23 protein-coding genes are annotated in these 24,248 nt (G+C 68.8%); 6 read left to right on the top strand and 17 right to left on the bottom strand.

Annotated elements, in window-relative coordinates; translation table 11 throughout:
* Nucleotides 1-3 precede the first annotated feature (3 nt).
* Genes RIA68_11815 through RIA68_11800 form a run of 4 tightly spaced genes read right to left on the bottom strand, consistent with a single transcriptional unit; the run spans nt 4 to nt 5,221 of the window.
* The gene (locus tag RIA68_11815) at nt 4-942 is read right to left on the bottom strand and encodes an aminotransferase class IV (GenBank protein MEQ8318126.1); all 939 of its coding nucleotides are present in this window, start codon (nt 940-942) and stop codon (nt 4-6) included.
* Nucleotides 899-1,792, bottom strand: coding sequence for a trypsin-like peptidase domain-containing protein (locus tag RIA68_11810; GenBank protein ID MEQ8318125.1), 894 nt, complete (start codon nt 1,790-1,792; stop codon nt 899-901). Before RIA68_11810 ends, RIA68_11815 begins: the two co-directional genes overlap by 44 nt.
* Nucleotides 1,789-3,528 carry a SpoIIE family protein phosphatase gene (locus RIA68_11805; GenBank protein ID MEQ8318124.1) on the bottom strand — a complete coding sequence of 580 codons (1,740 nt, stop codon included), beginning with the start codon at nt 3,526-3,528 and terminating at the stop codon, nt 1,789-1,791. Before RIA68_11805 ends, RIA68_11810 begins: the two co-directional genes overlap by 4 nt.
* A 43-nt stretch (nt 3,529-3,571) precedes the next feature.
* A complete protein-coding gene (locus RIA68_11800; protein ID MEQ8318123.1) occupies nt 3,572-5,221 on the bottom strand; it encodes a hypothetical protein in 1,650 nt (549 codons plus the stop codon).
* A gap of 373 nt (nt 5,222-5,594) precedes the next feature.
* Between RIA68_11800 and RIA68_11795 the strand changes: the two genes are divergently transcribed.
* The 3 genes from RIA68_11795 (at nt 5,595) to RIA68_11785 (ending at nt 8,350) form a co-directional block, all read left to right on the top strand.
* Nucleotides 5,595-6,269 (top strand): OmpH family outer membrane protein, encoded by a 675-nt coding sequence (locus tag RIA68_11795; GenBank protein ID MEQ8318122.1) that lies wholly within the window; start codon nt 5,595-5,597, stop codon nt 6,267-6,269.
* 75 nt (nt 6,270-6,344) lie between these two features.
* Nucleotides 6,345-7,451: a UDP-3-O-(3-hydroxymyristoyl)glucosamine N-acyltransferase gene (gene lpxD, locus RIA68_11790; GenBank protein ID MEQ8318121.1), complete on the top strand. Its 1,107-nt coding sequence runs from the start codon at nt 6,345-6,347 to the stop codon at nt 7,449-7,451.
* On the top strand, nt 7,448-8,350 hold the full coding sequence (locus RIA68_11785; protein ID MEQ8318120.1) for a UDP-3-O-acyl-N-acetylglucosamine deacetylase: 903 nt from the start codon (nt 7,448-7,450) through the stop codon (nt 8,348-8,350). Before lpxD ends, RIA68_11785 begins: the two co-directional genes overlap by 4 nt.
* A gap of 12 nt (nt 8,351-8,362) precedes the next feature.
* Here the strand turns inward: RIA68_11785 and RIA68_11780 are convergent, their stop codons facing one another.
* The 5 genes from RIA68_11780 to dapA all read right to left on the bottom strand — a co-directional run bounded on the left by RIA68_11780 (nt 8,363) and on the right by dapA (nt 12,503).
* Nucleotides 8,363-9,082, bottom strand: a complete 720-nt coding sequence (locus tag RIA68_11780) for an NAD(P)H-dependent oxidoreductase (protein ID MEQ8318119.1) — start codon at nt 9,080-9,082, stop codon at nt 8,363-8,365.
* A gap of 67 nt (nt 9,083-9,149) precedes the next feature.
* Nucleotides 9,150-9,938 carry a hypothetical protein gene (locus RIA68_11775; GenBank protein ID MEQ8318118.1) on the bottom strand — a complete coding sequence of 263 codons (789 nt, stop codon included), beginning with the start codon at nt 9,936-9,938 and terminating at the stop codon, nt 9,150-9,152.
* On the bottom strand, nt 9,935-10,621 hold the full coding sequence (locus RIA68_11770; GenBank protein ID MEQ8318117.1) for a type II secretion system protein: 687 nt from the start codon (nt 10,619-10,621) through the stop codon (nt 9,935-9,937). The genes RIA68_11775 and RIA68_11770 overlap by 4 nt, the downstream gene beginning before the upstream one ends.
* 22 nt (nt 10,622-10,643) lie before the next feature.
* Nucleotides 10,644-11,213, bottom strand: a complete 570-nt coding sequence (locus RIA68_11765) for a hypothetical protein (protein MEQ8318116.1) — start codon at nt 11,211-11,213, stop codon at nt 10,644-10,646.
* 369 nt (nt 11,214-11,582) lie between these two features.
* Nucleotides 11,583-12,503: a 4-hydroxy-tetrahydrodipicolinate synthase gene (gene dapA, locus RIA68_11760; GenBank protein MEQ8318115.1), complete on the bottom strand. Its 921-nt coding sequence runs from the start codon at nt 12,501-12,503 to the stop codon at nt 11,583-11,585.
* A 160-nt stretch (nt 12,504-12,663) separates the two neighbouring features.
* Between dapA and gatA the strand changes: the two genes are divergently transcribed.
* Nucleotides 12,664-14,139, top strand: coding sequence for an Asp-tRNA(Asn)/Glu-tRNA(Gln) amidotransferase subunit GatA (gatA, locus tag RIA68_11755; protein MEQ8318114.1), 1,476 nt, complete (start codon nt 12,664-12,666; stop codon nt 14,137-14,139).
* A 14-nt stretch (nt 14,140-14,153) separates the two neighbouring features.
* On the opposite strand, the gene RIA68_11750 is transcribed toward gatA, so the two are convergent.
* Complete coding sequence (locus tag RIA68_11750) at nt 14,154-15,119, bottom strand: hypothetical protein (GenBank protein MEQ8318113.1); 966 nt, start codon at nt 15,117-15,119, stop codon at nt 14,154-14,156.
* Between the two features lie 139 nt (nt 15,120-15,258).
* The gene (locus RIA68_11745; GenBank protein ID MEQ8318112.1) at nt 15,259-15,852 is read right to left on the bottom strand and encodes a sigma-70 family RNA polymerase sigma factor; all 594 of its coding nucleotides are present in this window, start codon (nt 15,850-15,852) and stop codon (nt 15,259-15,261) included.
* A gap of 115 nt (nt 15,853-15,967) precedes the next feature.
* On the opposite strand from RIA68_11745, the gene mutM reads away from it, so the two are divergent.
* Nucleotides 15,968-16,915 carry a bifunctional DNA-formamidopyrimidine glycosylase/DNA-(apurinic or apyrimidinic site) lyase gene (gene mutM, locus RIA68_11740; protein ID MEQ8318111.1) on the top strand — a complete coding sequence of 316 codons (948 nt, stop codon included), beginning with the start codon at nt 15,968-15,970 and terminating at the stop codon, nt 16,913-16,915.
* A gap of 314 nt (nt 16,916-17,229) precedes the next feature.
* On the opposite strand, the gene RIA68_11735 is transcribed toward mutM, so the two are convergent.
* On the bottom strand, nt 17,230-18,039 hold the full coding sequence (locus RIA68_11735; GenBank protein MEQ8318110.1) for a hypothetical protein: 810 nt from the start codon (nt 18,037-18,039) through the stop codon (nt 17,230-17,232).
* A gap of 182 nt (nt 18,040-18,221) precedes the next feature.
* Nucleotides 18,222-19,529 (bottom strand): Fic family protein, encoded by a 1,308-nt coding sequence (locus RIA68_11730; protein ID MEQ8318109.1) that lies wholly within the window; start codon nt 19,527-19,529, stop codon nt 18,222-18,224.
* Nucleotides 19,530-19,714: 185 nt separating this feature from the next.
* Here RIA68_11730 and mgtE point away from each other — a divergent pair, with 185 nt between their 5' ends.
* Nucleotides 19,715-21,094, top strand: a complete 1,380-nt coding sequence (gene mgtE, locus RIA68_11725; protein MEQ8318108.1) for a magnesium transporter — start codon at nt 19,715-19,717, stop codon at nt 21,092-21,094.
* Here the strand turns inward: mgtE and RIA68_11720 are convergent.
* The 4 genes from RIA68_11720 to RIA68_11705 form a co-directional block, all read right to left on the bottom strand.
* Nucleotides 21,091-22,452, bottom strand: a complete 1,362-nt coding sequence (locus RIA68_11720; protein ID MEQ8318107.1) for a GC-type dockerin domain-anchored protein — start codon at nt 22,450-22,452, stop codon at nt 21,091-21,093. The genes mgtE and RIA68_11720 overlap by 4 nt on opposite strands.
* 169 nt (nt 22,453-22,621) lie before the next feature.
* A complete protein-coding gene (locus RIA68_11715) occupies nt 22,622-23,065 on the bottom strand; it encodes a biopolymer transporter ExbD (GenBank protein ID MEQ8318106.1) in 444 nt (147 codons plus the stop codon).
* 3 nt (nt 23,066-23,068) lie between these two features.
* Nucleotides 23,069-23,491 (bottom strand): biopolymer transporter ExbD, encoded by a 423-nt coding sequence (locus tag RIA68_11710; protein MEQ8318105.1) that lies wholly within the window; start codon nt 23,489-23,491, stop codon nt 23,069-23,071.
* Nucleotides 23,488-24,201: a MotA/TolQ/ExbB proton channel family protein gene (locus RIA68_11705; protein MEQ8318104.1), complete on the bottom strand. Its 714-nt coding sequence runs from the start codon at nt 24,199-24,201 to the stop codon at nt 23,488-23,490. The genes RIA68_11710 and RIA68_11705 overlap by 4 nt, the downstream gene beginning before the upstream one ends.
* Between the last annotated feature and the right edge of the window lie 47 nt (nt 24,202-24,248).

Here is a 24,248-nt window from a genome sequence, read left to right as displayed (position 1 = left end):
CCGTCAGCCGCCGTCGCGCTCGCGCAGAGCCTCACGAAGCGACGTGCTCACCGGCCCAACACTGCCGTCCCCGATCTCGCGCCCCTCGATGCGCGTCATCGCCAGCAGGCCAAAGCTTGCGTTGGTGCAGAACACCTCGTCGGCGTCCAGCAGGTCGCCGATCGCCAGCAGGCGCTTGTTGACCGCCATGCCTCGCTCTTCGGCCAGCTCGATCACGGCCGCCCGCGTCACGCCCGGCAGCACGGCGCTGGGCATCGCACCACCCTGTCCGGCCACGCCCGCTTCCTCGCCGCGCGCGATCGGCGTCATGAGTTCGCCGTCCTTCACGGCAAACACGTTGCTCACGCTCCCGCCACAGACGTGGTTGGTGACGCTGAAGATGAGCGCTTCGGTTCCGCCCTTGGCGAGCGCACCCTGCAGCTCGCGCAAGCGCCACCAGTAGTCCAACGTCTTATGTCCCGACGTCGGATCGAACGGATTGGCCTTGGCGTCGGCGACGACCATCATGCCGCCCTGCTCGTACAGCGCGGGCGGGTACAGCGTCGCCGGCTGCGCCACGATCGCCACCGTCGGCGTCTGCACGCCCGCGCCGACGCGCTCGGCCTCACGCCTCACGAGGTTCAGGTCGCCGCCGGTCACCGTCAGGCGGAGACGTGCCGCGTCGCGCTCGTGCTGCTCGAAGTAGGCTTGGGCCGTGTGCTCGACGGCCTCGGCCAGCGGCCCGGCGCGCAGCGACGACGCGAGGCCCAGGTGCCGAGCCGAGTCCACGAGCCGGTGCACGTGCTCGTCGACGCGCACGACGCGGATCTCCGCCTCGGTGCGCCGCGCCGTCATGGTCTCGAACAGACCGACCGCGTGCATGAAACCCGCGTCCGAGAGCGAGACGCTCGCGGCGGGGTCATCGTCCCGAAGCAGCCTGCCGTTGAGGAACACGGTTGCCATCGCCGCTCAGCGTAGCGCCGACCTGCACAAGCATCGCGTCGCGATCCGTGCGGTCGGGCAGCGCGTCGAGCGCCCCGGTCGCCGCCAGGTAGGCCTGCGGCGGCAGGCGGTGCGCCACGATGGCCCGCCCGCGACGCCAGAACCCGCGGTACTCGACCCGCCCGAGCAAGATGCCGGAGACGCCCGGACGCCCGGCCTCGTCGTACGAAACGACCGGCCCGCCAGAGGCGCCGCCAAGCTTCGACCATCCGGGCACCATCCGAAAGTACCGCAACGCCGCACTCGGATCATCATCGCTCGCGAGCAGCGTCGGATTGGTCGACGCCGGCGCATCGCTCCGCAGCACCATCAGCTCGCGCGGCGTGAAGGGGCTCGAACCGTCCGGCTCGAGCGTGGGGAAGCCAACGAGCACGGCACGGGCCGCCTCGAACCTGCCGTCGAGCAGCCGTGCGGGCGGAGATCCCAGGCCGTCAACGATCTCGGGGAAGCGCACGAGCGCCCAGTCTCCCGACTCGACGGGTTCTCCACCGCCGGTCATGACGATCTCGACGGGCATCACCACGCCGAGTCCCGCGTCGGCTTCGGCCGACGAGATCCACGCATACTGCGCGTCGTCGGGTACCACGTGCGCCGCCGTCAACAGCCAGCGGTCCGACACGAACACGCCCGAGCCGCTGCCACGGATGCGTCCACCGAAGAAGTCGACGATCACGGGCGTGCAGCCGAACACCGCCTCGGCGTCCGCGGGCCACGCCTGACGCGTCGCGGTCTCCTCCAGGCCGGTGATCGTGCACCCGCCCATGGCCGACACGACGCACGCCAGCGCGAGCGCGTGCCACAAGCGTCTCACGGCCGCACCCGCAGCGCCACGATCGTCTGATCGTCGGTCATGTGTGCCAAGCCGGCAAACCGGCGCACGCACCAGACCACTTCCTTCACCAGCGCCGCCGCCGACACGTCCGGGTCGCGGCTCACCGTCTCGTACACCGACCGCGTCAATCGCGGCCGGCCGTAGCGGACGCCCTCGAAGTTCCGCGCGTCGGTCATGCCATCGGTGAACATTACGATCGTGTCGTCGGCAAACAGCGGCACCCGCTCCTCGCCAAACGTCTGGTTGGGCAGCACGCCCGCGAGCATGCCGCTGCTCCGCATCGCGCGTGCGTCGGCACCAGCGACCTCCGAGTTCTCCGGCGGCACGCCGTCGACGACGGGCCGCAGAAGCAACGGGGGATCGTGCCCCGCGCTCGCGTAGACGAGCTCAAGGTTGACCGGGTCGACGACCGCGTACCACAGCGTGACGAACTCGTTGGGCAGCGAGTCGCGGCACAGGTCGTTGTTGACGGCCGCCAGCACGGTGCCGGGCGAGGGATCGCGCGAGACGTGCGCCAGCAGGCTGGCGCGCACGTGGCTCATCAACAAGGCCGCGGCCACGCCCTTTCCCACGACGTCGCCCACCACGATGCCGATGCGCCGCTCGCCCGGCTCGCGCGTGTCGGCATCCAGCTCGATGAAGTCGAAGAAGTCGCCGCTGAGCTCGAGGCTCGGCTCCCAACTCGCGCCCAGGTCGAGCCGCTCGCTCGTGGGCGGCCGCTTGGGCAGCATGCGCCGCTGCACATCGCTGGCGAGCCTGAGCTGCCGCTGCAACCGCCGCTCCTCGCGCTGCAGCCGCAGCAGTCGCGCCTGGCCGATCGCTACCGCCGCCTGGTGGGCGATGGTCCGCAGCACGCGATGCTCGGCCGGCGTGAACTGCCGCACACGCGAGCCGTACAGCCGGATCACGCCCAGCGGCTTGCCGTGGAAGATCATGCCGGCGTGCAGAGCACTGGCCAAGCCCTCCGCCTTGGTACGCTCCTTGAGTTGCACGCGCGGGTCCCGCAACAGGTCGGGCACCGACACGACCTCGCCCGCCAACGCACGCTTGTCGAACTCGCGATTCACCGAGAGCGGCAGCGGATTCGAGAGCCAGCTCTCGCTCAGGTTCCGGCTCACGCGATGCTCGACGTCGCGCTCTTCGGGCGCGAGCCCCTTGTCGCCCGCGTCGACGAACAGCACGAGCGAGCCCGCCCACAGCCCCAGCAGTTCAATGGCGCTGTCCAGCGCGATGCCCAGCACCTCGTCCTCGCTCTGGGCGGCGGCCAGCAGCGCGCTCAGGCGCTGCGTCGCGCTCAATTCGCGCAGCCGGGCGCGCAGCTCGAGCTCGCGGTCGCACACCTGGTCGGCCACATCCACAACAAGCGCCACGGCCTGCTCGATGGCGTGCGCCAGCGGGCCCTCGGTCGAGGGGCTCTTGCCAACGTGCACCCAGCCGATGACCCGGCCGTGGGCGCGCATGGGCACGGTGAAGGCGCGCTCGGCCGCCAGCGCCGCCGGGTCGGGGCTCGTCTCGGCCAGCTTCCACGCCGCCGAGGCATCTTCACCGGGGAGGATCTCGCGCCCTTCGGCGTCGAGCAGCCGGACCGGCGCATCGAGCAGCGTCGAGAGCGTCGCGCACAGCTGCACGAATCCGCCGTCGCTCAGGAAGTCGGTGATCGAGAGACCGGGATCGTCCGTCGCCCGGGCGGCGCGGCGGGCGGATTGTGTCGTCATGCCGTCTGCCATCCTGCTCCGCCCGCCGAGTCCGCCGGCGAAATCACCCGCCGCCATCGCCTTGGGGCGCTTCCTCTTCGGAGCCCATACCAGCCGGGTCGCTCGCCCCGCCGCCCTCTTCGAGCCACACCGCACGCACCAGTGGCGCAAGCGGGTCGCGCCGGCCTGCCTCGCCCTCGCCCAGTCGTTCGAGGCCCAGGATGGTCGACACGCGATCGCCCGCGTGGAAGGAAACGTACGCCAGCAGCAGCGCACTCTCCCGCGTCCGGCGGGTACCGGCCTCGCCGCGCACCTGCTCGATCAAGCGGTCGATAGCCGTCCGCATGCGTTGCTCTTGCGGCAACATCGACGGCTCGTACCGAGCGCCGACGAACTCCGGATGCTCGACCAGGAACGACCGGAGATTGACCGCGGCCGACAGGTCGAGGCCCGCGCCGATCTGCGCGTGCACGCGTCCGACGGCGGCGATCGCGTCACGCGGCCGGGCCGCCAGCGCCATCGTGAACCGCTGCTCGGCCTCGAAGTACCGCCCCTCGAGCATCATCGCCTGGGCCCGCTCGACGTGCAGGTCGTATGCCGACGCGCGGTCGAGCTTCGGCGAAGGCACCTCCACCGTGCCGACGCCCTGCTTGAGGGTGACGACGAGGTCTCGCCAGCCGCTCACCCGCTGCTCCATCGCATCCTGCGGCGACGGGGGCCCCGCCAGCTCGCCAGGCATGCCCTCGGCCGCCCCGTCGGTATCCATGAGCGTGCCATCGCGCAACACCTGCTGCAGCGCGGCCAATTGCTCGAGGAACGGGTCGCCTGTGCCCGGCGTTGTAGCCTCGCCGTCGGCCGGCGCCTGGCCGCTCCGATCCACGCGAGATACGTAATCGTTCGAAAGACGATCGCGGATCTCGCCCACCGCGCCGAGCCCGGTCGCCGGCTCGCGCTCCCCGATGGGCGGGGGCGTCTCGGCAGGGTCTCGGCTCATGCGATCGCCCGCCATCGGGTCGCGCCGCTCGGCCGGCGCCTCGGCATCGCCCACGAGGTCCTCGCGCGCCAGCCCGCGCAGCGGCGAGGCAACCAGCCCCAGCGACTGCCCGCCCTCGCTCTCCTGCATGTACAGCATGGACGGGTTCAGGCTGCGCTGGGCGGCGTACGCAGACGTCGAACGCAACGCCAACGCCGTTCCGGGTTCGAACTCGCCCAATTCGGCAGGCGTCGCCTGGCGGAGATCCGTCGCACCACTCACCGATTCGAGCGGATACGACGGGAGGTTTGCCGTCACCCGGTCGCCCGTGCGTGACGTCAGCAGGCTGCCGCGAAGGTTGCGTGGAAGCTCGTTGCCCACCGTCAGCGCGAACTGGTACTGCAGCGCCTCGGTCCCGCGGATGCCCGTGCCAGCCAGGCCGCTGGTGAACGAGTCCCGCCGGAAGCTGAACAGGTCGTCCGAGCCCACGCGCTGGCGGAAGTCATACTCCAGCCCATAGCCGGTCACGCCGCGGAAGCCGGCTCCGCCCGGCACGTTGCCCGTCACGAGGGCGTTGCGGAAGCGCATCTCGGCCAGGTAGTCGCGGGTCGGGCTGTTCACGCCCTGCCCGCCCACGCGGGTGTTTCGGTCGAGGGCCCGCCCGTCGCCCAGCGCGTTCTGGCCGAAGCACAGCCCCGCCGTCAGCAACAACGCCCCAGCACTCGCTCCCACTCGTCGCATCGCGCGCCTCCGTTCGACCGTTGCCGGTCTTGGACGACCAGCCTGGACGATGTTTGTAAGGATAGCCCCGGGGCCCTCCGACTACACGTACGACATCGGCCCCCGCCGGGGTTCTGGTCAATCCAACACCGCCACGACCTGAGACCGATAATGTAAGTAAGTAATCACAAGCTTTTTGCTGGTGGATGCCAGCGAACGGCCCCGGCGGCATCCATGCGGGGCGTAGAATCCCTCGCAGCGGTCGCGAAGCGTCCGCCGCGGCTCACCGAGCCGATACCGTTCCCGTCCGGTTCCTGGATGCGCGGCACGTTCGGCTTGCACGCACCGATCGCGGAGCGATCGCACTCTCCCTGACGAGCAGGAGGCCTCGACCATGCCGATGTCCATGAACCGACACGCCATTGCAAGCAACCCGAAGGCCAACGCCGGCCTGGGCCTGCTCGCCCTCGTCGCCATCGCGATCTCGACCGTCGCCCTGCTCAGGCCGCAAGCCGACGCTTCCGCCGCCGCCAAGACCGCGCCGACCTCGGTTGCCACGGTCGACCTGGTGACCCTCATCACCCAGCTCGACGAGTTCAAGATCGTGGACGAGCGGATCAAGGGCGAAGCCGAAGGCGTGCGCGCCGAGATCAAGCAGCTCACCGAGAAGATCGATGGCCTCACCGCCGATCTCGAGCGCCTCGACCCCGCCAGCGACGCCTACGACCAGATCTTCCGCGAACGAAACATGGAAGTCGGCCTCCGCGAGGTTCGCGGGTCGATGCTCATCAAGTGGCAGCAGGAAGACACCGCCCGGGTCTTGACCGACCTGTACGAAAAGGCCCTGGAAGCCGTCGAGACGGTCGCCAAGCGTGACGGCTGGGAGGTCGTCATCCACGCCGGACAGCCCTTGTTCGTGCCGCGGAACCCCAACGTGCGGGCCGAGGCCGCCGTGGACTTTGTGGAGAACTTCATCCAAACTCGCCGAGTCATCTACGCCGGCGATAGCGTGGACATCACCAACAGCGTGGTGCAGCACATGAACAACCAGTTCGCCAGGGGAGGCTGACCGCCCCATCGCCACTTCGGCCACGTCTACCCGCCCCGCGGCCCTCCCGACGTCCCATTCCGCAAAGGCATGCCCGTGCGTACATCCGCGACCGCCCAGCAATCCAAGCCAGAGGCCAGATCTGAGGCCGCCACGAGCGCGATGAACGACGCGAGGCCCCAGGCCACCACCACGGGCACGCTGGCCGAAATCCTCGGCGCCCGCCTGGTGGGCCCGGCCGACGTCCCCCTTGCCGACATCGCCCCGCTCGACAAGGCCACGCCGGGCGCGCTCACCTTCATCCGCGACCAGCGCCACGCCTCGGCCTGGAACACCTCCAACGCCTCGGCGGCGCTCGTGACCGAGGGCGTCCGCCTCGACGAGTCCGACGCCGACCGCGCGATCCTCTACGTTCCTGATGCCGATCGCGCGTTGCTCACGCTGCTCGAAGCCTTCGCCGAGCACGCCGCCCCGCCGCCGGTCGAGCCGGGCGTCGACGCCACCGCCCAGGTCGATCCATCCGCCGCCGTCGAGGGCGCCTCGATCGGGCCCATGTGCGTGGTCGGCCCGGGCTGCCGCGTCGCGCCCGGGGCCGTGCTCGTCGCCCGCGTTACGCTCGGCCCGAACGTCTCGGTGGGCGCCGAGTCGGTGCTGCACCCAGGCGTCGTCGTCCAGCACGGTTGCAGCGTGGGCGAGCGCTGCACGCTGCACCCCGGCGTCGTCGTCGGGGCCGACGGCTTCGGCTACCTGCCCGGGCCCAAGGGCGCCATCAAGATCCCACACCTTGGCGCCGTGGTCATCGAGGACGAGGCCGAGATCGGCGCCAATACCTGCATCGACCGCGGCAAGCTGGCCGACACGCGCGTCGGCCGCGGTACCAAGATCGACAACCTCTGCCAGATCGGCCACAACGGCGACATCGGCGAGCACGTCATCATCTGCGGCTGCTGCTCCATCGCCGGCAGCGTCACGATCGGTGACGGCGCGACCATCGCCGGCTCGGTCGCCGTGAGCGACGGTGTCAAGATCGGCAAGGGCGCCACCATCGGCGCGCGCAGCGGCGTCATCAACGACGTACCCGCCGGCGAGACGTGGCTCGGCGCGCCCGCCATGCCAGCGCGCGAGGCCGCGGCCAACTACGCCCAGTTCCGCACGCTCTCGAAGGACCTTCGCCAGCTTCGGAAGCGCCTCCGCGACGCATGACGGCGACGACGCCACACCCCGTCGTACGCAAGACCCTGGCCGGCGACGCGACGCTCGACGGGCGAGGCCTCTTCTCGGGCAAGCACGCCACCATCACCTTCAAGCCCAGCGACCGCGGGCTCACGATAACCCGGGCCGACATCGCCGCGTCGATTCCCGTGCGATCCGACGCCGTCACCAGCACGGCCGTACATGGCGGACACCTGAGCGGCCCGCCGCGCAGCACGAACCTGGCGCGCGGGCACGCCTACGTCGCCACCGTCGAGCACGCGCTCTCGGCCCTCTCCGGCCTTGGCATCACCGACTGCGAGATCGAGATCGATGGCCTGGAGGTCCCCATCTTTGACGGCTCAGCCCGGCCATTCGTCGAGGCGATCGAAAAGGCCGGCGTGCGCAGCGTCGAGGGCGAGCTCGAGCCCGTCACGATCGAGCAGCCCATCAAGCTCGAGCACCTGAACACGTCGATCGTCGCAGAGCCCCGCGAGAAGCCGGGCTGGTCGGTCACGTACAACCTCGACTACGGCGCGAGCGCCTCCATCGCCGCCCAGACCGCGACGTGGGACGGCTCGGCCGAGGCCTATATCCGCGAGATTGCGCCCGCGCGCACGTTCTGCCTGGAGCACGAGGCCAACGCCCTGCAGCGCGCCGGGCTCTTCGAGGGCCTGACGCCCGCCGACATGCTCGTCATCGGCCCCGAAGGCCCGATCGACAATGCCTACCGCTTCGAACTCGAGCCCGCCGGCCACAAGCTGCTCGACGTCATCGGCGACCTCGCGCTCGCGGGCCGGCCTATCCAGGCCGACATTATCGCGACGCGATCGGGCCACCAGATGAACCAGCGCCTCGCAAGCGCCCTCGTCAACCGGTTCCCCCGGCACGCCATCGAGCCCCGAGCCTGAGACTACCTCGCGCTACTTTTCGAAGCCGAAGCGCTCGCCGTCCTTCCACTTGTCGCGTTGGTTGCCAAAGGCCGGCACGCCGCCGGCGTCCTTGAGCAAACGCGCGAAATGGATCAGGTTCCACGTCATGATCGTCAGGTTGCGATTCGTGAAGTCGTTGTCCTCGGAGTTCGACTCTTCGTCGAGATAACTCGGCCCCGGTCCCGCCTCGCCGATCCAGCCCGCGTCGGCCTGCGGCGGAATCGTGAAGCCGACGTGCGAGAGGCCGTACAGGACGCTCATGGAGCAATGCTTCACGCCGTCCTCGTTGCCCGTGATGACGCAGCCGCCCACGCGGCCGTAGAAGTCAGACTGGCCGTGGTCATTCAGATCGCCCGAGTTACTATAGAGCCGCTCGATGAGCTTCGTGCACACCGAGCTCTTCTCGCCCAGCCAGATGGGCGTGCCGACGACGAGGATGTTCGCCTCCATGATCTTCTCGTGGATCGCGGGCCACTCGTCGGCGTCGTAGCCGTCCTTGGTCATGTCGGGCTGCACGCCCGGAGGCACCTCGTGGTCGACCAGGCGGATGCTCTCGACCGAGACGCACGCCTTCTGCATGAGGCGGATCGACTTGTCCATGAGGCCCTGCGTGTGGCTCGTACTCGGCGACTTCTTGAGCGTGCAGTTGACGAAGACGGCGCGGAGGTCGTCGTACGTCGCCGGCGCGCGATCGATGAGCTTCTGGTCCATGAAAAAGCCTCCTTCTCGGAGGCAGTCTACCCAGTCACCATCGCGCCATATCGCGTGGCACGAACCCTTAACCGCCGCCGGGACTGCGCAGGAACCGGGTCATGTCCCGCATGAGCAGCTCACCACGGCGGCGCTCCAGCGGGCTGGCGTGCTGCCCGATGTTGTTGTTCATCACGTCGAACATCCGGCCCATGATGCGCGCGGGCGGGCCGCGGCCGTCCTTGATGGCCTGCTCGTCTCGCTGGGCCTGCCGGCGGGCGCGTTCGAGTCGCTCCTCGGGCGTGCGGTCGCGCACCTCGCCGCCCATCATCTCCAGCGTCGTTTCGAATCGCACGAACGCTTCGGCCAGGTACTCGTCACGCTGCTCTTCGGGTACGCCCTGGTACTCGACGGCCATCGAGTCCCACAGCTCGATCGCGAGGCGGCTGGCGTTCTCTTCGAGCTGCTCGCGCGCCTTGCCGCGGATCGAGCCCGCGAACGCCGCCAGCATGAGCGAATCGCTCGAGTTCATGCTCTCCATCCGCTGGATCAGCATGCCCACGAGCTCGAGCCTGCGCTCCAGTGGCAGCTCGTTGAACTCGCTCTGCAGGAGCGTGAAGTTCATGATGGTGTCGATGCGCGCGTTCTCGTAGTCGGGCACCGGCGTCGGCCGGAACACGAAGTACGCCGACACGCCGACGAGCACGAACAAGCCCGCCGCGAAAGGCCAGTACTTGCGCGACCAGCGCCGCCAGTTCTCACCGTCGCGGAGGGTGTTTCGCTCGAAGTCGGCCAGGCGTTCACGCAGGGCGCCAACCTTGATCCGCCGGCCCTCCAGGCGGCCGAGCGTCTTGAGCATGTCGTCGTGCGTGCTCATCTGCCGATCCCCAGGATGCGACCAATCTCGGCGAAGAGCGCCTCGCCGTCCTCGGGCTCGAGTTCTTCGAGCCAGTCGGCCCGCATCGACGGAAAGTACACGGCGTTGCGTGCCGGCGCACCGGCGCGGAGCACGTGCCAATCGCCCGCGCAGTTGAGCAGCGGCAGCGGCGTGCCCCGCTCGCTCTGGGTCTCGATGGCCGTCGTCACCGCCCGCTCGATGCGCGGGCTCTCGGCCGCAAAGGCCAGCTCGGTCGCGGTCATGACCAGGCCCGGGAAGTACTCGTAGCTCGTGCCCGCGCTGGCCCACAGCGGCGCTTCCTTGCCGCCGTTGTCGCTCGGGCAGCGGTAGCACGAGTTCTTGCCCAGCACGAACTCTTCGTCGGGCGAGGCGCGGCGGGGCACCGGCGTGTCGAGGTACTGGCTCAAGACGTCCAGCAGGCTCGGATCACTGCCGCCGCCCGGCTCGCCCTCGTGGAACGGCCGGACGATCGGCAGCACGCCGTCGGACTCGGTGTCCATGTAGAGCTGGGTGCCCACGCCGATCTGGGCGAGGTTGGCCAGGCACGCCGTGCGGCGGGCGCTCTCGCGCGCGCTGCCCAGCGTGGGAATCAGGATGCCGATGAGCACGCTGATGATCGCGATGACCGCCAGCAGCTCGATGAGCGTGAATCCCTTCCGCATCCCGGCACTTCCTTCCTGGGCGTTAGATGGGAAGCGCGGTGCGCTTGCCCTTGGCCTCGGCGACGAGCCGTCGCGCGAGGGGTGGCTGCTCGGCCCGGACGGCATCGGCGTGTTGGGCAAAGCCGGTCGCGAGTTGCGGATCGGCATCGAGGGCTCGCTGGACGCCGCGGGCGATCGCCCGACCGGCCCGGCGGAGCTGAACCCCGCGAGCGAGCGATGCCGCGAGCCCGGCGCCAAGGACGAGCGGCAGTCGATAGGGCTCGGGCACGAACGGCGCGACCGTGCCGATCGCCCGGGTGACGGCTCCACCTGCAGGGTCGCGGTCGAAGTCGGCCGAGGCGTCGATGGCGTGCTCGGCCGCGGCGAGCTGGTCCTCGACCACCACGAGCTGGGCTCGCCAGCCATGGGCAAGATCGGCAGGGGCCGACGGATCCGCCAGGGCCTCGCGGAGGGCATGCTGGCGGGCGGCCAGTGCATCGCGCAGCGCGCCAAGGTCCTGTCGCGCTGCATCGATCTGGTTGCGCATGGCGGCCTGGTCAACACAGCCCCCCGTCAGGCCCGCGGCAACGACGCACGCGAGCACGGCTCCCAATACCCAGGCTCCCGGAACGCGGACACGGTCCCCGAGCAGCCGGCGAAGCCTCCAGAAGGGTACTCCTCCCAGCGGCTTACGCGTTACGAACGAACCCCGGTGCGACGCGTCGCCCACATCTGTGTGAATGCTCGGATCATCGGTCGATTGCGGCTTGACGAACATGGAAAACCCCCATCGCGGGCCCGCGGCGATCGTCACCGCCGCGCAATCGGGCTCGAGGGGCGCGGCCGGTGGTGGGGGTGGGTGGCGACTCGAGCATACCGCCGATTTCCGGCCGTCCAAGCCGAATCCGTCGCAGCACCGGCAGAAAGCGCGCGGCCGTGGTGCTGCATGCAAGTTCGCAGGTGATCAGGGCCCGATAGCGACTCAGCAGGTCGCCGCTTCGAGCAACCGGGCCCGGTCGAGCGCCTCGTGGATCAATCGGCGCGTTGTCTCGATGGGCTGGGTCATGGGCAGGCGGAGCTGCCCGCTGTCGAGGTTCATCATCGCCATGGCCGCCTTCACGCAGATCGGGTTGGTCTCGATGAACATGGCGCGGGCAAGCTCGAAGAGCGCCGCATGGTGCTCACGAGCGGCCGCCAGATCGCCCTCGAGCGCCGACCGGCACAGCGCGGCCGTGTGCTGCGGGGCGATGTTGCTGACCACCGACACGCAGCCCACGCCGCCGATGGCCATGAACGGCAGGGTCATGCCGTCGTCGCCGCTCAGCAGCGCGATGCCCGGACACCGCAGCAGGATGTCGGTGGCCGAGTCGGTCGACCCCGTTGCCTCCTTGATGCTCACGACCCAGGGGCTCTCGTACAGCCGTTCGACCGTCGTCGGCGCGAGCGACACGCCTGTTCGGCCCGGGATGTTGTAGAGCATGATGGGCAGCTCGACGCTCTCGGCAATCGTCGCAAAGTGGGCGTAGAGCCCTTCCTGCGTGGGCTTGTTGTAGTACGGATTCACGCTTAGCCCCGCGTCGGCGCCAAGGTCCATCGCGATGCGCTGCTGCTCGACGGCGTGGGCCGTGCTGTTGCTGCCCGTGCCGGCAACGACGACCAGGTCGTGGCTCTTGCCGACCTCGACGCAGCGGCGGACGAGCGTGCGATACTCGTGCTCGTTGAGCGTGGGACTCTCGCCGGTCGTTCCGGCGACGACGATGCCCGAGATGCCCTGGTCGGCCTGCCGCGCGATCTGCGCGTCGAGGCGATCCAGGTCAATGGCCCGGCCATCCGGCGTGAACGGCGTGATGATCGCCGTGAAGGCGCCGGCGAATCGATCGTCTCTCAGGTGGCTGGTCGGCATGGCATCGGCCCTTGCGTTCGGTCGGTGTCGGGTTCTGCTCGAGGCGTTGGTCACGCCGGTGCGGCCTAGCCTCGCGTCTGTTATTCGTCGGCCGGGGCCGATGGGTTTTGTGGCACGTCGTCCCCGGTTCTTCGTCGGGGACCCGAGGGAGCATCGACCGATGGCCCGGTCGGACATGATCGAGACCGCCGCCCGGCTCGCGCGGGGCGAGCAATCGGCCCGCGAGGCGGCCGAGCAGGCGCTCGCGCGCATCGATCGGGTCCAGGGCGAGCTCAACGCCTTCGTCCACGTGCGCCGCGACGAGGCGCTCCGCGAGGCGAGCGACCTCGACGAGCGGCGGGCGGCGGGCGAAGTGCTCGGGCCCCTCGCCGGCGTGCCGGTGGTGGTCAAGGACAACATCTGCCTGGGCCGAACGACCTGCGCCAGCCGGATGCTCGAGCACTACGACAGCCCCTACGAGGCGACGGTGGTGCACAAGCTCCGCGAGGCCGGCGCGATCATCGTCGCCAAGGCCAACCTCGACGAGTTCGCCATGGGCGGCAGCGGCGAGCACTCGGCGCTCGGCCCCACGCGCAACCCGTGGGACACCGATCGCGTGCCCGGCGGCAGCAGCAGCGGCAGCGCGGCGGCGGTCGCGGCCGGGTGCGTGAGCATGGCGCTGGGCAGCGACACCGGCGGCAGCGTGCGCCAGCCCGCGGCGCTGTGCGGGCTGGTCGGGCTCAAGCCGACGTACGGCCGCGTCTCTCGATACGGGCTCGTCGCCTTCGCCAGCAGCCTCGACCAGATCGGCACGTTCACGCACTCGGTCGAGGACGCGGCCGCCGCGCTGTCGGTCATCGCCGGACACGACCCCCACGACGCGACGAGCGCGCCGCGAGAGGTCGAGGACTTCCGCGCCGCACTCGAACACGACGAACCGGGCCAGCGCGTCGCGGTCGTTGCGCTCGAAGCCGGCGTGCACCCGGGTATCGCAGCAGCGCTCCAGCGGGCGGCGAAGGTACTGGAAGACGCGGGCGTCGGCATCGACGAGGGCGCGCTCGCCAATACCTCGCATGGCATCGCCGCGTACTACCTCATCGCGCCGGCCGAGGCCTCGAGCAACCTCGCGCGCTACGACGGCGTGCGCTACGGCCGCCGCGCCGAGCTGCGCGAGGGCGAGGGGCTCGAGGCGCTCTACACACGCTCCCGCAGCGAGGGATTCGGCGACGAGGTCAAGCGACGCATCCTGCTCGGCACGCACGCGCTCAGCAGCGGGTACTACGACCAGTTCTACGGCAAGGCCCAGCGCACGCGTCGGCTCATCAAGCAGGACTTCGAGCGCCTGTTCGACGCCGGCGCCCGCGCGGTGCTCATGCCCACGACGCCCAGCCCCGCGTTCAAGCTGGGCGAGAAGCTCGGCGACCCGCTCGAGATGTACCTGGAAGACGCGTTCACCGTCGGTGCGAGCCTGGCGGGCCTGCCGGCGATCAGCGTGCCGGCGGATCTCGTCGAGGTCGACGGCGTGCGACTGCCCATCGGCGTGCAGCTCGTCGGGCGGCCGTTCGACGAGGCGGGCATGCTGCGCTTGGCGCGCACGGTCGAGCGCGGGCTGGGGTTCGACGCCCGCAGCCCGCTCGCTTCAAGCATGCAGACTTGATCGGTTGATTGAGGTCAGATCGCGCCGGCGATGGCCGGGGCCTTCAGCTTCGACGCCAGGCTGCGGGTCGTCTCGGGCGACGTGGTGACCATGTAGTACACGAGCCCGCCGTGCCGCCAGCCGATGACGCTCGCCGCATCGGTCGACTCCGAGCCGATGGCGTAGGCCTTGCCGGCCTCGAACCGCTTGTCCTTGCAGCGCTGGATGTAGAGGCTGACTTCGACCGGCTCGCCCTGCGGGTTGGTCGTCAGGAACACGGCGTGCATGGACGGGCCCCTGCCGGGAACCCGGCACCTGCCGGCGGCAACGAACCTTGCCCCGTCGATCGACATCTCGTCGGCGTCGAACTTGTCACCCAAGATCTCGCGGAAGGCCTCGGGAACGGTCTGGAGGTCGACCTCGGTGAACTTCTCGATGCTCTTCGGGTGGCTCGCGCAGCGCGAGTGCTCCTTGTTCATGAAGCTGGCAAGCTGCAGGCCGGTGGGCACCTCCCCCGCCTGCGCGACGCTGCCGCTGATGGGCTGCGTCGGTGCGTTGCCGCGGAAGTACGCCGACACCGCCACGATGATCACGATCGAGGCGGCCAGCGCCGCGAATCGTTGCCACGTCGGAAACCGAACCGCCGGCGCCTCGGCGGGGTCGGCGGTGCTGGGGTCGATCTTGAGCGCGGGGTTGCCACTCGCCTCTACGCGGATGTCGCTCGTCATCGAGACGATGCGGCTCCGCAGCGCATCGGGGCACTCGCAGCCTTCGCACATGCAGCGATCGACGGCAGCACGCAGGCTGCGTTCGGCCGCTTCCTGCTTCGCGAGCTCGGGGCGGTCGGCCCGGGCCTTTGCGTACGCGGTGGCCTCGTCGGCCGACAGCTCGTCGTCGGCAGCCAGTCGGACCAGGCGGTCCAGCGTCGCTCGATCCAGCGAGCCGAGCACGCGGTCGTTGGGCTCGTTGCTGTCGTGGCTCTGTTGAGGCTCGTGGCTCATCGGTGACGCTCCAAAAAACCGCTCCAAGGGCAGGCCGGGATTCGCGGACGGCGGGCTTGAACGGAGCGGCCTGTCGGGGGGCGAAGAGCCAGTACGGGAATCGCCCAATGAGATGACTGAAATCGGCCGCTCGGGTTTCCTAACTGTCGTCGCTGCGGGATTCATCCCCGGACAAGCGATCAATTCCAAGTCTTTCTGCCACAGATGGATCGGACGCCAGTGCCTCTGCCACGAGCTTGCGGGCACGATGCAATCGAGACATCACGGTACCGATAGGGACTTCCAGGATTTCGGCGATCTCGCGGTACTTCAGGTTCTCGACCCCCCAGAGCAGCAGGATCTCGCGAAACTCCGGCTTGAGCTGCTCGATCGCCGCCTTGAGCGATTCGTCGACCTGCTCCCAGTCGAAGCTGGCAAGGTCCCAGGCGGGGGCGGCCTCGCCGGGGGTCAGCTCGCCGTCCGACTCCTCGAAGAACTCACCCACCGGAGTCGGGCGGCGGCCCTGCTTCTTGAGGTCCGAGTAGAAGGCGTTGTGGGCGATCGTGAAGAGCCAGGCCCGCATGCCGCCGCCGCGCTCCTCGAACTTCTCCCACGTCTCGCTCTTGAGGGCCCGCAGGTACACGTTCTGGACCAGCTCGTCGGCTCGCTCGGGGTTCCGCGTCAGGTGGTACGCCAGGCGGTACACCGAATCGAGGTGTTCCAGGGCCATGGCTTCGAATGCCTGACGTTCCATCGGAGCGTTCCTTCGGGCCGCCACGGCGTCGGGGCGGCGATTGCAGGCGAGGGTACACCCCCCGGCTCGGCCCGACCGCGTGCGGGGCGCGGCCGCCGGCTGATACGCTTGGGCCGTGCCCGAGTTGCCCGAGGTCGAACACCTGCGCCGCACGCTCGAGCCCAGGCTGCTGGGCCGATCCGTCGTCCGGGCCACCCTGCACCGCCGAGACGTGGCCGTCGGTCCCAACGACCCGCCCGGCGGGTTCGCCCGGCAGCGCACGCCGGCGCGCCCGAGTCGCCTTCGATCGACCCAGATGCTCGAGGGGGTTCGGGTCGTCCGGATCGACCGGCGAGGCAAGCTGCTGGCCGTCATCGGCGAAGATGGTCGCGCACTCGGGGTCCACCTCGGCATGACCGGGCAGCTGCTCTGGGCCCCGGCCGGCGGTCGGCTGCCGACCGACCACGTGCACGCCACCTGGCGGCTCGGTGACGGCTCGCGGCTGGTATTCCGGGATCCTCGTCGCTTCGGCGGCCTGTGGCTCGCGCCCTCGCGCGGCGACCTCCCGCCGTGGCAGGGCCTGGGCCCCGACGCCCTGACGCTTGAGCCCGAGGCGCTGCCGGCCATCCTTGCCAAGGCTCGGCGGCCCATGAAGGCAGCGCTGCTCGACCAGAGATTGCTTGCGGGCGTGGGCAACATCTATGCCGACGAGTCGCTGCACCGCGCCGGGATCCACCCCGGCGAACTGGCCTGCGACGTCGAGGCAGGCCGGCTGGTCCGGCTCGGGCGTGAACTGGCGGCGCTGCTCGCGCGGGCCGTCCGGGCGGGCGGCTCGACGCTGCGGGACTATCGCGGGGCCGAGGGGCAGGCCGGGGCGTTCCAGCTCCAGCACGCGGTGTATGGGCGGGCGGGCGAGCCCTGCCGGACGTGCGGGCGGGTGCTGGCCAGCGGTCTGCTGGCCCAGCGGACGACGGTCTGGTGCGACGCCTGCCAGCGTCCCCAATCGACCAACGAGTTGTCCACAATGGCCAGGGCCCGGGCGGGCGGGCCGATGGCCCCCTCTCTTTCTACCCACTCTATATAAGAACCAGTCGTCGTAATCGTTACGCATGTCGGCTTGTGGATGAGTGACGGCCTACGTCGTGCAAGTGGCTGCCTTTCCAGGTACTTACGGGCTCGGAGGAGTGGGCGGTTGCCTGTCGCATCGCGCTCGGCACGCGTGGGTATCGCGCGTGCCGCTCGGCTGGCCGGGCCCGGGGCTGCGGCGGTCGACGCCCGGCGAGCGCCAGTAACAGGTTGTCCACAGCGGTTCCGACAGGGTCTGGCGCAAAAGAAAACGGCTCCCATCGGGAGCCGCATCGATCGATCGGGGCAGGATTCGTCGGAGCGAGCGGCTGCTCAGCTGGTCATCTTGCCGACGAGGTAGCCGATGATGGCCAGCACGACGACCACGCCCGCCATGGCGCCGGCCAGGATCGGGATGGTCAGCCCGCCGACGAGGTCCATCATGACGCCCGCGCCGGTGGTGATCGAAACGATCATCGCGAAGGCGAAGGCCAGCACGAGGAACAGCCCGAAGCAGGCAAACATCGTGGCCATCGAGGGGCCGGGGTCGAGGGTTTCTTCGGCGTAGACGACCGCGGCCGGCTGGCTGGCGGTGGTGCCGGCCTCTTCGAAGAGCGCACCGCCGCCGGCGTCGACGTTCTCGCCCACGGTCGAGCCCTCGCCGTCCATGTCGAAGTCGCTCAGCAGGTCGGCGCCCAGCGACGTGTCGTCGGCCTCGCGGGTCATGTCGAGCAGGCCGCTGCCCGAGGCCGCGGGGTCGGCGGCGGTCTCCATCCCGAAGCTGGGGGCGCTGGTGATCTGGGTCTGGGCGGCGGCGTCGGCCTCTTCGACCTCGTCGGCGTCGAAGATGCTGATGCCGGTCTGCTCCTTGGGCTCCTCGACGGCCGGGGCGTCGTCGTCGGCAAAGCCGATGGCCGAGTCGTCGGCCTCGAGCCCGATGCCCGAATCGTCGGCGAAGCCCGGCAGGTCGTCGTCTTCTCCGTCGCCGTCAGCGAGCATGTCGACCTGGTCGACCTTGAAGATGAGCTTGTCACCGTCGACGAACTTGCTCAGTCGGTTGGATTCGACGAGCTCCAGGACCTCTTCCTCGCTCTTGTTGAGCTTCTGGCAGGTCTCTTCCATCGAGTAGAACAGCTTGGCCATGACGCGTCGCTCCAGCGTTGGGACGGGGCAGAACCGATCGGGCCCCATTCGGGGTAGCCCTCAGGCCCGGATGATACCACGATTCGGCTCCCGACGGGGAACCTCGGCACGGGGCCGATCCGCACGCCACCACGCGGCGGATGCGTGGGCGGAGAGGATAGGCCCAGAGGGTAGTGGGTGTTTCAGGGGGCGGGTGGCTTGGCGTCCTTGAGATTGGGGCCGGCGGTGAACTCGAAGCGGTTGCCCTGCTGGTGTTTCACGAGGTAGCCCCATTCCGCCAATTCCAGCAAATCCGATCGAGCGGTGCCGTACGCGACTTTCTGGCGTCCTTTGTGGCCAGCGATCGTGATCATCTGATCGGGATTCCTCGAGATCCTCAAGATCAGCGATCGCTGCCGGTGGTTTAGCCGGCCGTCATGCTCCAATACTCGGCGCGCGAGCGAAGCTTCGCTTTGCTTTCGTGCGATGTATGCACGCAGATCTTGGCGCGCCTGACGTAGGAGGCGAGCCTTGTAAACGAAAAAGTGCGTCAGATCGAAGTCTTCGACCTCAGTGTACAAGAATGCTCTTCCGTATCGGGCGGGTCCGGCGTAGATAAATCGTGAAATCGGCAGGTACTCGAAGAGCCAGTATCCAGCGCGAAGCATGGACCAATAAAACACAGCACGAGCCGTCCGACCGTTTCCGTCGCAAAACGGATGATCAAAGCCGATCTGAAAGTGCAGCGCGCTGGCGCGCAACACCGGATGCAGGAACGGCCCATCGTCTGCATTGGCGAAATCACACAGGTGTTTCAGGCGCTGGGGAAGCTCCGTGGCTCGTGGTGGATCGTGCAAGATTTGGTCGTCATGATCGACAACTTGCACAGATTCGCCAGTCGTTCGGAGTCGACCCGCTTCCCCAGGGTCGTCGAGTGTTCCCTCTGTGATGATCTTCTGGATCTCAAGCAGGAATTCCTGGCTCAGCGGTACATCTCTGTTGTCGCGGATGAACGCGATGGCTTTGTAGTTGTTGAACACCATTTGCTCACCCCGCGTTCGCGGCAGCCGCTTCTGGTCGAGCATTTTCTTGGCGTCTCTTCTGGTTGTGGCGGCTCCTTCGAGCATGCTGGACGCGATCGCCTCTTCGCGTAGAGCGTTGATGATGAACCTTTCGCGATGTGTCGCACTCAACGGCTGCTCGTCCTCGGCCGCCAACCTACCGGCGAGTTGCTGGTCGATGTGCATCAACTCTTCGAGCACGATGTCCGCCACGTTGTAGGTCATTGATTGGCCGGTTGGCCCTTGCAGCGGAAGCCGCTTGGCCCGGCTGTTACGGCCAAATTTCACCATCGCCCAAAGCAGCTTCGCATCGACCCCTCGCTGGTTCGCGATAAACCGGATCCTGTCCCACGGGTAGTACTTGGACTCGATTACGGCAACCAACTCGCTATAGGCGTCCGTTTCACTGGCACGGAAGAACTCGTCAGGTCGAGTTCGTAGGGCATCCATGTAGTCTGGTGGTTGTCTGGGTATACGCATATCAAGTATCTATCAATTTGACTGATATTGATAGACTCTCGATATGTATCGGTCAACTATCACTGTCAATCAAATTGATAGACAATTGACACACCCACACACCGTGCATTTTCGCCGGCTTGCTATCCGCATCCGCCCGGGCTCCCATTGCGGCGATGAACCCCACCGCCGAGCTGCTCAACGTCGAGGTCCGGGAACTGATCGAGGCCAAGCGCTACCGAGAGCTGCGCGAGGCCCTGGCGCCGTTGCCGCCCTTCGACGTGGCGGCCGTGCTCGACGTGCTGGAGCCGGCCGAGGCGGCAGTGGCCTTCCGGCTGCTGCCGCGGGAGCTGGCCGGCGAGTCGTTCGCCGATCTCACGAGCGATCGGCAGCAGGCGATCATCGAGGCACTGGGCGATCGGTCGGCCCGCACCATGCTCCAGGCGATGGACCCCGACGACCGTGCCGCGCTGCTCGACGAGATGCCCACCGACGCGGCCACGCGGCTGATCAACCAGCTTCGGCCCGAGGATCGCACGATCACCCAGCAGATCCTGGGGTACCCGGAAGACTCCGTGGGCCGACTCATGACGCCCGACTACGTGCGATTGCGTCCGGACTGGACGATCGAGCAGGCGCTCGAGCACATCCGCCGGTACGGGCGCGACGCCGAGACGGTGCACTGGGTGTACGTGATCGACGCGCGGGGCGTGCTGATCGACGACCTGCACATCCGCTCGATCCTGCTAGCCGAGCCTGGCAAAACGGTTCGCGACGTCATGGACGACGCGTACCAGGCGCTGAGCGCCCACGACGACCAGGAGCACGCCGTCCGCGCCATGCTCGATTACGACCGCACGGTGCTGCCCGTGGTCGACAGCAGGGGCGTGCTGCTGGGGATCGTAACGATCGACGACGTGGCCGACGTGGTCGAGGAAGAGGCCACCGAGGACATCCACCTGTTGGGCGGTCTCGAAGCACTCGACGATCCGTACATCAAGACGACGCTGCTGTCGATGCTGCGCAAGCGTGGCATCGCGCTTGCGATCCTGTTCGTCGTGCAGGTGGTCACCATCGCGATCCTCGGGCGCTTCGAGGGGGCACTCGAGACGCACCTGATCCTGGCGATGCTCGTGCCGCTGATGATCTCGTGCGGCGGCAACACCGGGACGCAGGCTTCCAGCCTGCTCATCCGCGCGGTCTCGCTGCGGGAGGTCGCGCCCCGCGACTGGCGGCGCGTGGCGCGCAAGGAGCTCGTCACGGGCGCCATTCTCGGGCTGGCGCTGGGCGTCATGGGCGTGGGCATCGTGCTGCTGGTCGACGCCGTGGGCCTGGCAAGCACGGACGAGCCGCTGCGGGTGGGCGTCGCGGTCGGGCTCGCCGTCGTGGGCATCGTGACGTGGGCGGCGCTGCTGGGCGGGCTCCTGCCGCTGGTGCTCGAGAAGCTCAAGCTCGACCCGGCCACGATCAGCAGCCCATTGGTGGCGACGCTGATGGACATCAGCGGCATCCTGATCTACCTCGGCGTGGCGACGGCGGTGCTGGCGGGGACCTAAGCGCAGCCCGCGTCGAAGGCGTTCTGGAACGCCAGGAAGTCGAAGATCGTCAGCTCGCCGTCGCCGTCGAAGTCGGCGGTTGGATCGCCCGCGTCGAAGCGGTTCTGGAACTCGAGGAAGTCGAAGATGGTGAGCTCGCCATCGCCGTCGAGGTCGGCGCGGCAAGGAGCGCTGCCGCCCAGGCGTTGCGTTGTGACATGGATTGCCTGCTCGTCGGGGCGGTAGTACTGCCCCATGGCCCACACGTCGCCGCTGGGCGTGACCGACATGGTTCGGAACCACTGATCGCTGCCGTCGGGCGGCGTCGGTACGTCCATGCGCGTCCATGCACTGCCGTCGTACTTGAGGATGAGCGCCCGCGGCGTGCCGTCGGCGTCGGCGTCGGTGCCTGAGGCGTAGATCTCCGTGGGCGAGCGGGCGGCGATGGCGCGTAGCTCGGCCCGGCCGCCGGGGATGACGGGCGTGTCGACGACTGCCCAAGCGCTGCCGTCGAAGTGGATGATGAGCGGCTGTGTGCCGATGTCGTCGTGGAACCGCGAGCCAACGGCCCAGACGTCGTCGGACGCCAGGGCGATGACGTCGCCGAGAAAGCCAAAGTCGCGCAGGCCGATGTCGACCAGTTCCCATCTGTCACCGTTCCAATGATTCAGGAACGCCGTAGGCGGAAAACCGGCGGTGCCGGTCTGCTCTCCTTGACCCACGGCCCAGGCGTCGTCTTCGGTGGCGCCGCTAATGGCGCGGAAGCTGTTGATGGCGCGCCCGCCCGTGCCGAGGGCCTCGGCCTCATAGCGCACCCATCGGTCGCCTTCCCATCGCGCGGCAAGCGGCTGACCGGTAGCCGAGGGCGGCGGCTCGAGGGTCGTCTGCCCGCCGACGGCCCAGACGTCGTCGCCCGCGCGACCGATGGCCTGAAAGATCGACCCGCCGCGGCGGGTGGGGCTGTCGTCAAGGGTCCAAGAGTCGCCGTCGTAGCGGAGGAAGAGCGTCTGGCTCGAAGGACCGGACGGCTCATACGCGCCGACGACCCAGACCTCGCCGTCGGGCATCTTCATGACGCCGTAGAGCGATGACCCCCGGATCTCGGGTGTTTCAACGAAGTTCCATTGCGTTCCGTCGAATCGCATGGCGAAGGTGAAGTCGAAAGAGATCGGGAAGGGATCGAAGAAGAAGCTATTGCCCACGATCCACACCTCGTCGTTGGCGGGCGCGTCGCTGCCTTGCGGGATGTTCTGCGGATAGGGGCTGGTGGTTGGGATGAACTGCCATTCGGTGGATTGGGCGCTGGTAGTGCTGCCGGCAAGGACGAGCGCCACGAACAACGCGGCGGTCCGCGTCGGGGCTGGTGCGTGATTGATCATCTTCTCTCCTCTTCGAACCGCCGTCTGGGGCTCTCGAGAGCCTGAACGGGCCACCTCTGGCCCGAACTGGGTTCGCCGATTCTGCGACGGCCGACCGAGGCGTGCCCGGGCGGAAGTGCGGTGCCCAATAGCAACACTCGTACCAGGATGTTCGCCGAGCGGGGCACCGTCAGCGAGACGGGGTATCCAGCGCGATCTGGCGCACGCCAACGCGCGTGAGCACGTCTTGGGCCGTGACGACGTGCTGCCACACAACGCCGGCCTCGGCTCCCAGGCGGACCTTGATGGCCGAGGGATCGAGCCCGGTAAGCTGCGTGCGCGCGTGGGGCTCGAAGTCGTCCAGCGAGACCCGTCCTGCGCCCAGGCCCGAGACCACGGGTGCGCCGTCGACGAGCGAGACGCGCACGTTCAGCGTCGGGTCGGGCAGTGCGAAGGGGTCGGGCGTTGCTTGCTCGGCCTGGGTGCGCTGGCCGGGGATGGCCGCAGGCAGGAACCACTCGGGCCCGACGAACACGATGGACGCCATGAAGAAGATGAGGATGACGAGCACCACGTCGACCATGGGCGCGAGGTTTGGACCGTAGACGTGCTTGGGGTCTCGTGCGCGTCGCATGGGTCAGGACCCACCGGCAAAGGGTGTGATGGTGGTCTGCTCGGTCGCGACGCGCACGGACCGCACGCCTGCGCGGCGCAGCTCGCCAAGCACGGGCGAGAGACGCTCGTAGGGCAGCGCCGCATCGGCGCGTAGGTGGACCGACGGCGCGGCGCGCACCGTGCGGCCGAGCTGTGCTAGGGGCACCGGCGCGCCGTCGACGTCGAGCGCGAGGCGGTCGTCGTCGAGGCGGACGTTCACGAACGCGGCCTGAGCTTCCTGGGCCTCGTCGCCCGTGCCCGAGCGCGGCAGCGTGAGGTCGCTGCGCTGGTCGCTGGCGAGCTGGCCCACGAGCAGGTAGAAGACGATCAGGCACATGACCACGTCGATCATGGGCGTGAGGTTCGGGTGCCCGGCGCCGTTGCTGCTGTGCCGGCGGCGCCTCATGCGTCGGATCCGTGGGGTTGGTCGTTTTCGCCGATTCGCCGGGCGACGCGCTCGACCAGCGGCGTGGTGACGCTCGTGGCCCGATCGCACAGCCGGTCGACGCGCGCGCGGAGGATGCTGTATGCAACGAGCGCGGGGACGGCCAGGCACAGGCCCAGCAGCGTGTGGAACAGCGCCTTGCTGATGCCCAGCGAAAGCTGGGCCGGACCGGCGGCGCCGCCCTCGGCCCCGATGGTGGTGAACGCGAGGATCATGCCCCAGACCGTGCCGGCCAGGCCGACAAGCGGCGCCAGGTTGCCGATGGTCGCCAGCGGCTCGATGCGCCGCAACCAGCGGGCGCACTGGGCGTCCGCCTCGAGCTGGGCGGCCTCCCGCGCGGCGGCGCTGCTGAGGTTGGCCTGGCCCGCGGCGTCTTCGGCGCTCAGCATGCTCTTGAGCACCAGGGCGGGGAACGAGGTGCGCGTCCGGAGGTAGCTGACGAGTTCGGATCGTGGGCCCGATGCCGTCAGCGTGTCGAGCCGCCCGACCTCGCTCTCGGGCAGGAGGTTGTCACGGCGGATCTCGAGCACGCACTGCACGAGCAGGGCTACGCCCGCGACGGAACCGACGACCAGGATGAGCGTGAAGACGTCGATCGACTGGACGAAGAGCGACCACGCGCTCGCGGTCGGGGCGTCGGTCTGGGCGAGCAGATGGAGGGTTGCGAGCATTCGGGGAGGGTACGGCGGTTCTTTCCGAGCCGCGAGCGTGAGCTTGC

The sequence above is a fragment of the Phycisphaerales bacterium genome (genome assembly GCA_040217175.1).
In the GTDB taxonomy this organism is placed as follows: Bacteria; Planctomycetota; Phycisphaerae; order Phycisphaerales; family UBA1924; genus JAHCJI01.
The sequence above is the reverse complement of the archived record's forward strand: the minus strand, read 5'-3'. Positions and strand labels throughout refer to the sequence as shown.

Bases quoted from the DNA above. Each gene is read 5' to 3' on its own strand.
- RIA68_11815 (MEQ8318126.1), bottom strand. From the start codon at position 942: ATGGCAACCGTGTTCCTCAACGGCAGGCTGCTTCGGGACGATGACCCC.
- RIA68_11805 (MEQ8318124.1), bottom strand. From the start codon at position 3,528: ATGACGACACAATCCGCCCGCCGCGCCGCCCGGGCGACGGACGATCCC.
- RIA68_11800 (MEQ8318123.1), bottom strand. From the start codon at position 5,221: ATGCGACGAGTGGGAGCGAGTGCTGGGGCGTTGTTGCTGACGGCGGGG.
- RIA68_11795 (MEQ8318122.1), top strand. From the start codon at position 5,595: ATGCCGATGTCCATGAACCGACACGCCATTGCAAGCAACCCGAAGGCC.
- RIA68_11785 (MEQ8318120.1), top strand. From the start codon at position 7,448: ATGACGGCGACGACGCCACACCCCGTCGTACGCAAGACCCTGGCCGGC.
- RIA68_11780 (MEQ8318119.1), bottom strand. From the start codon at position 9,082: ATGGACCAGAAGCTCATCGATCGCGCGCCGGCGACGTACGACGACCTC.
- RIA68_11775 (MEQ8318118.1), bottom strand. From the start codon at position 9,938: ATGAGCACGCACGACGACATGCTCAAGACGCTCGGCCGCCTGGAGGGC.
- RIA68_11770 (MEQ8318117.1), bottom strand. From the start codon at position 10,621: ATGCGGAAGGGATTCACGCTCATCGAGCTGCTGGCGGTCATCGCGATC.
- dapA (MEQ8318115.1), bottom strand. From the start codon at position 12,503: ATGCCGACCAGCCACCTGAGAGACGATCGATTCGCCGGCGCCTTCACG.
- gatA (MEQ8318114.1), top strand. From the start codon at position 12,664: ATGGCCCGGTCGGACATGATCGAGACCGCCGCCCGGCTCGCGCGGGGC.
- RIA68_11750 (MEQ8318113.1), bottom strand. From the start codon at position 15,119: ATGAGCCACGAGCCTCAACAGAGCCACGACAGCAACGAGCCCAACGAC.
- RIA68_11745 (MEQ8318112.1), bottom strand. From the start codon at position 15,852: ATGGAACGTCAGGCATTCGAAGCCATGGCCCTGGAACACCTCGATTCG.
- RIA68_11735 (MEQ8318110.1), bottom strand. From the start codon at position 18,039: ATGGCCAAGCTGTTCTACTCGATGGAAGAGACCTGCCAGAAGCTCAAC.
- RIA68_11730 (MEQ8318109.1), bottom strand. From the start codon at position 19,529: ATGGATGCCCTACGAACTCGACCTGACGAGTTCTTCCGTGCCAGTGAA.
- mgtE (MEQ8318108.1), top strand. From the start codon at position 19,715: ATGAACCCCACCGCCGAGCTGCTCAACGTCGAGGTCCGGGAACTGATC.
- RIA68_11720 (MEQ8318107.1), bottom strand. From the start codon at position 22,452: ATGATCAATCACGCACCAGCCCCGACGCGGACCGCCGCGTTGTTCGTG.
- RIA68_11715 (MEQ8318106.1), bottom strand. From the start codon at position 23,065: ATGCGACGCGCACGAGACCCCAAGCACGTCTACGGTCCAAACCTCGCG.
- RIA68_11710 (MEQ8318105.1), bottom strand. From the start codon at position 23,491: ATGAGGCGCCGCCGGCACAGCAGCAACGGCGCCGGGCACCCGAACCTC.
- RIA68_11705 (MEQ8318104.1), bottom strand. From the start codon at position 24,201: ATGCTCGCAACCCTCCATCTGCTCGCCCAGACCGACGCCCCGACCGCG.